Annotated in this window: 1 protein-coding gene; it reads right to left on the bottom strand. The window is 63.0% G+C overall.

Annotated features, from left to right (window positions below; translation table 11 throughout):
• Positions 1-395, bottom strand: a 395-nt coding sequence (locus EE949_RS05210; RefSeq protein ID WP_122663301.1) for an aldehyde dehydrogenase family protein, incomplete at both ends; no start/stop codon positions are given.

The following is a 395-nucleotide window of genomic DNA, read 5'->3' as shown; positions in this document are numbered from 1 at the left end:
GGGTCGACAGCGGGTCCTGCTCGGAAGGCTTGAGCACGAATGTGTTGCCGCAGGCGATGGCCATCGGGAACATCCACAACGGGATCATCGCAGGAAAGTTGAACGGCGTGATCCCGGCACAGACGCCAATGGGCTGGCGTAGCGTGTAGGTATCGACACCACTGGCCACGTTTTCGGCAAATTCGCCCATCTGCAGCGTGCCGATCGAACAGGCATGCTCGACGAAGTCCAGGCCACGAAAGATATCGCCCTCGGCATCGGCGAGCGTCTTGCCCTGCTCGGCACTGAGCACCGCTGCGATGCGTTTGGAGTGCTCGCGGATCAGCGCCTGCAACCTGAGCATGATGCGCATGCGAGCGCCGACGGGCGTGTCACGCCAGGTGCGATAGGCGGCG

This window comes from Pseudomonas viridiflava, from assembly GCF_900602065.1.
Lineage (GTDB): Bacteria > Pseudomonadota > Gammaproteobacteria > Pseudomonadales > Pseudomonadaceae > Aquipseudomonas.
The sequence above is the reverse complement of the archived record's forward strand: the minus strand, read 5'-3'. Positions and strand labels throughout refer to the sequence as shown.